We start from the raw sequence: 3,872 nt of genomic DNA, 5'->3' as shown, positions 1-3,872 counted from the left end.
AGCACTCGACGACGCGGAAGGGCAGGGGGCGTCTGAACCCGTTTCCGACGCCGACCAGAGCGAGGATGTCGACCTTCCTGCCTTCCTCACCGCTGACCTGCCGGGTGATGATGCATCGATGATGGCTGCGGAGTGATCCGCGCCATCCGAGGGCGGGTTTCCCCGCCCGCAATCACATAAAAGTCAACAATATCAACGAGATGAATGCAAAATGACGCATTCAGGATGAGGAATCATGTCTGCAACCACCATTCTCGACACCGCGCCCCTGGGCGCGCTCATTCGCTACACCGACAACAGTCCGAAACCGCCTGCGCGGTTCACGAAGAAGCTCGCGGCCTGGGAACGCTCCAACGGCGTTGGACGTCTCGTCAAGAAGGAGCCGCCGCGACCCTATCCGACCTGGACGGCGCCGGCGTCGTTCACGCTGCACGAGGGAAACTTCGCCTCGGACGGGGTCATTCTCGTCACCATCATGCGAACGCATTCGGCTGACAGTGCGTTGACCTTCGAGGTGGCTGAGGAGCCGAAGCCCGGACAGGTGCGCGTCCTGCTGGATTTCGGCGGTTGCACGGAACTGCTCCACCTGGCCGGGTCTGTCACGGCTGCCGAACTCTGGATCGCCAGGGAAGGCTATCGCAACGCGCGGCTCGAAATTGTCGGCGAAGAAGCCGCCGGTAGGGCAGGGGGCGCGGAGCTTGCCGCCTGAGCCCATGTAGAACCCGAAGGGCCCGCCGAAGCGCGGGCCTCTCACCCATCAGGACCCTGTCCCGCGAAATCGCGGAGCACCATAGGATCCAATCCATCACGGAACTAGGTCTTCTACCAAATGTCTGCCCGGGAGGCTGGCAGCGAAAGCATCAGCGGGACACCCGGCTCCTGTCAGCGGTCGCACCATCCCCCGCTCGCCATTCCCTTCCTTGCCCCGAATCCTGGCCTCAAAATCAACCCGCAAGGGGTCGGACTACGGGCGAACCCGTGCCGCCGGATGGATTCGGCCCCGTTTCACTTTTTCGGGCCGAACGCACCCGGTGATGTCAGGCAGTCTTCGGGCCTGCGAGGTCCTGTCGCGCGGGGGATGGTCCTCCGCCTCCAAGACAGGAGCCAAACAGATGTCCCGCAAAGATGCTCACGCCTTCGCCGCCTCTCTCGCCGCCACGCTCATGGTCTCGATCGTCGTCTTCCAGGCCGGTGATGGAACCTATGGCGCCGTCCCCGCTGATGAAATCGACGGAGACGAGGTCGTGATCGTCTCGGAATACGATCCCTTCGGGTGAGGCTTCGGCCTCACTTCCCGAGGGCCCAGGCGTGGCACAGGTGTGCACCTGGGCCTAGTAATGCCCCCGTGACCGGAGATAGTCAGTCGGCTAACAATCGCTTCCGACAGTCTGCTTCTACCATGTTCGGGAAGCCTTTTCGTCGACCATCCCTATATGCTGGAAACAGCGGTCACCCCCATGGTGAGCGCTGGTTACATGACGTTCATCAGCGCGGGGTCCATTCCGAACAGGCTGCTGGCGCTGTGCGCTGCCTTTCCGAGCGTGACGCTGCATAGCACGGTAACCGACGCGCCAGGCCAGGCCCTGATGATCTTGATCCCGAGGCTGCATTTGGCCCTTTGGGAACCAAAGTGGATGTCGCTGTCACTCGCTGTCGTCTATCGGCAACCTGAGTGATACTTGAAAACCTGTGGTCCGGCCCGGCCGCGGCGATTGAAGGACAAGGCGGCTGCTGATCCGCTCTGCGATTGCGGCGACGATGGCAAGACCCAGGCCGCTGCCGTCGGAGGTGGCAGAGGCCCGCTCGAAACGCGCTGTCAGCCGGTCGAGTGTTTCGCACGGCACGACGGGGCCGTCATTTGCTACGGTGAACTGGCCAGATGCGGTCAGCGTGACGTCGACCGGGGAAGCCTGTGCTCCGTGACGAAGAGCGTTTTCCACGAGGTTCCGGCACAGGATGGCGAAGGCGTCGGGATCAAGATCTGACATGACAGCCATGTCGGGAAGATTTAGCCTGATACGATCTGGCGTGCCCGTGCGGCCAATATCGTCCACCACAATTCTCGCAACGCCCCTCAGATCCGAGCTTTTGTCCATCCTCAATCGCCCGCCTTCTGCCCGCGCGAGTTGCATCATGCGTTCTGTGCGTCGCGTCAGCCTTTTCAGCGTCTCCTCGATGTCGGTCGCACGTTGTGCAGCCGCTCGGTCCTTGGTTTCCGACCTGAGCCTCTGCGCCTGCGCGATCGCTCCCGCGAGTGGTGTGCGCAACTCGTGAGCGGCGTTCGCGGCGAAGCTTCGCTCGGCCTCGAACGCCTCACGTAATCTGGCCAGCAGGCTGTTCAGCGTATCAGCCAACGGGCCGATTTCAGTTGGAAGCCCCTCGTGAGGAACCTGCGAAAGGTCGCGAGCGCCACGTGTTTCCAGCCGCGCGCGGAACCGGCGCAGAGGATCAAGGCTGAAGCGAACTGCCAGGATGATCGCGATCAAGGCCACTGGAAGCACGATCAGCAAGGGCAGGCCGAGACCCATCTGGATTTCGCGAGCCACCGACATGCGGTGGGCCAGCGGCTCGGCCACTGTGATGCGGATCGTGTCCTGAAGCGCCGCGTCGCTGTAGAGACGGTGCGTCGCGGTCTGGCGAAACCCGGGCCCGTCATAGGAGGGGAACACGGTGGGGTCCGCCGCATGCGATTGCAGCAGGATGCGGCCTTCGGCATCGCGCACGAGATAGGTGAAGAACTCGTCGTGCGCACGGATCGGGGCGAGCCGCTGGGTCACACCCTGATCTTCCCGCCCGACGATGTCGGTTACTGCCAGCGGCAGGATCCGCTCCGCTGTCTCACGGAGCGCGCTGTCGAAGACCTCGTCCATTTCGGCCCGGACGATCACGGCCGTCACCGTCGCAGCCAGCAGCCACAGCACCGTCAGCACCAGCCCCACGGATAGGCCGAGCCGCGCCTGAAGGCTTGCGGGCCACCTCATGGCCTGCCCAGGCGGTAGCCCATGCCGCGCTCGGTTTCGATGATTGCGCTCCCCAGTTTCTTCCGCAGGCGGCTGACATGGACCTCGATGGTGTTGCTCTCGACCTCGGCGTCGAAGGCGTAGAGCTTCTCCTCCAACTGCGCCTTGGACAGGAGCTGCCCGGGGCGCGCGAGGAAGGCTTCGAAGAGCGCCCATTCCCGCGCCGTCAGCGGCACATGTCTGCCATCCCGATGGACGCTGCGCGCAGCAAGGTCGATGTCGAGCGGTCCGTGGGTCAGGATCGGGTTGGGGTTGCCGCTGTAGCGCCGCGCGACCGATCCGATCCGCGCCGACAGTTCCGACAGGTCGAAAGGCTTCACAAGGTAGTCGTCTGCGCCCGCGTTGAGGCCTTCGATGCGGTCCGACACTTGGTCGAGTGCGGTAAGAATGATGACCGGCGTCACGTCGCCCCGCGTGCGCAAAACCTTGAGGAACCCGATGCCACGCCCGTCCGGCAGCATCAGGTCGAGCAGGATTAAGTCGTAGGACGTAGCAGCCATGGCATCGCTTGCCGCATCCAACCGCGTAACCCAATCCACTGACTGGCCATCGGCTGCGATCTGGTCGCGCACGGCAGCGCCGAGGGTCGTGTCGTCTTCGATCAGCAATATGCGCATGGTCGTACCCGTTCTTGTCTGATGTCCCTGCATGATCCGTCTGGCTGACACGAAGCTGAAGCCTGTGGGTCGCGCCCGTTCAGGCTGTCGTCAGTTTCGCAGCGCATGAAGTGCATCAAGAGGCGAGCCACTAGGAGTGTGCCCCATGAAGAAGACATTGACAATTATCGGCTTTCTCGCGGTCTTCCCGGCCGGCGCGGCGCTGGCTGACGACGACTGCTTCGTTCCGATGGCT

The 3,872-nt window shown here is 63.3% G+C and carries 4 protein-coding genes; 2 read left to right on the top strand and 2 right to left on the bottom strand.

Annotated elements, in window-relative coordinates; all coding sequences use genetic code 11:
* The first annotated feature begins 235 nt into the window (after positions 1-235).
* Together AC2FNB_RS20720 and AC2FNB_RS20715 are read left to right on the top strand one after the other, a co-directional pair.
* Positions 236-709: a UCP036055 family protein gene (locus AC2FNB_RS20720; protein ID WP_281143524.1), complete on the top strand. Its 474-nt coding sequence runs from the start codon at positions 236-238 to the stop codon at positions 707-709.
* 403 nt (positions 710-1,112) lie between these two features.
* On the top strand, positions 1,113-1,277 hold the full coding sequence (locus AC2FNB_RS20715) for a hypothetical protein (RefSeq protein ID WP_009574204.1): 165 nt from the start codon (positions 1,113-1,115) through the stop codon (positions 1,275-1,277).
* A 366-nt stretch (positions 1,278-1,643) separates the two neighbouring features.
* Here AC2FNB_RS20715 and AC2FNB_RS20710 read toward each other — a convergent pair whose 3' ends face one another.
* Together AC2FNB_RS20710 and AC2FNB_RS20705 are read right to left on the bottom strand one after the other, a co-directional pair.
* Positions 1,644-2,981, bottom strand: a complete 1,338-nt coding sequence (locus AC2FNB_RS20710) for an ATP-binding protein (protein WP_417246803.1) — start codon at positions 2,979-2,981, stop codon at positions 1,644-1,646.
* A complete protein-coding gene (locus AC2FNB_RS20705) occupies positions 2,978-3,637 on the bottom strand; it encodes a response regulator transcription factor (protein WP_038068681.1) in 660 nt (219 codons plus the stop codon). The genes AC2FNB_RS20710 and AC2FNB_RS20705 overlap by 4 nt, the downstream gene beginning before the upstream one ends.
* Positions 3,638-3,872 lie beyond the last annotated feature (235 nt).

Source organism: Ruegeria sp. BHSB058 (genome assembly GCF_059613285.1).
The sequence above is the reverse complement of the archived record's forward strand: the minus strand, read 5'-3'. Positions and strand labels throughout refer to the sequence as shown.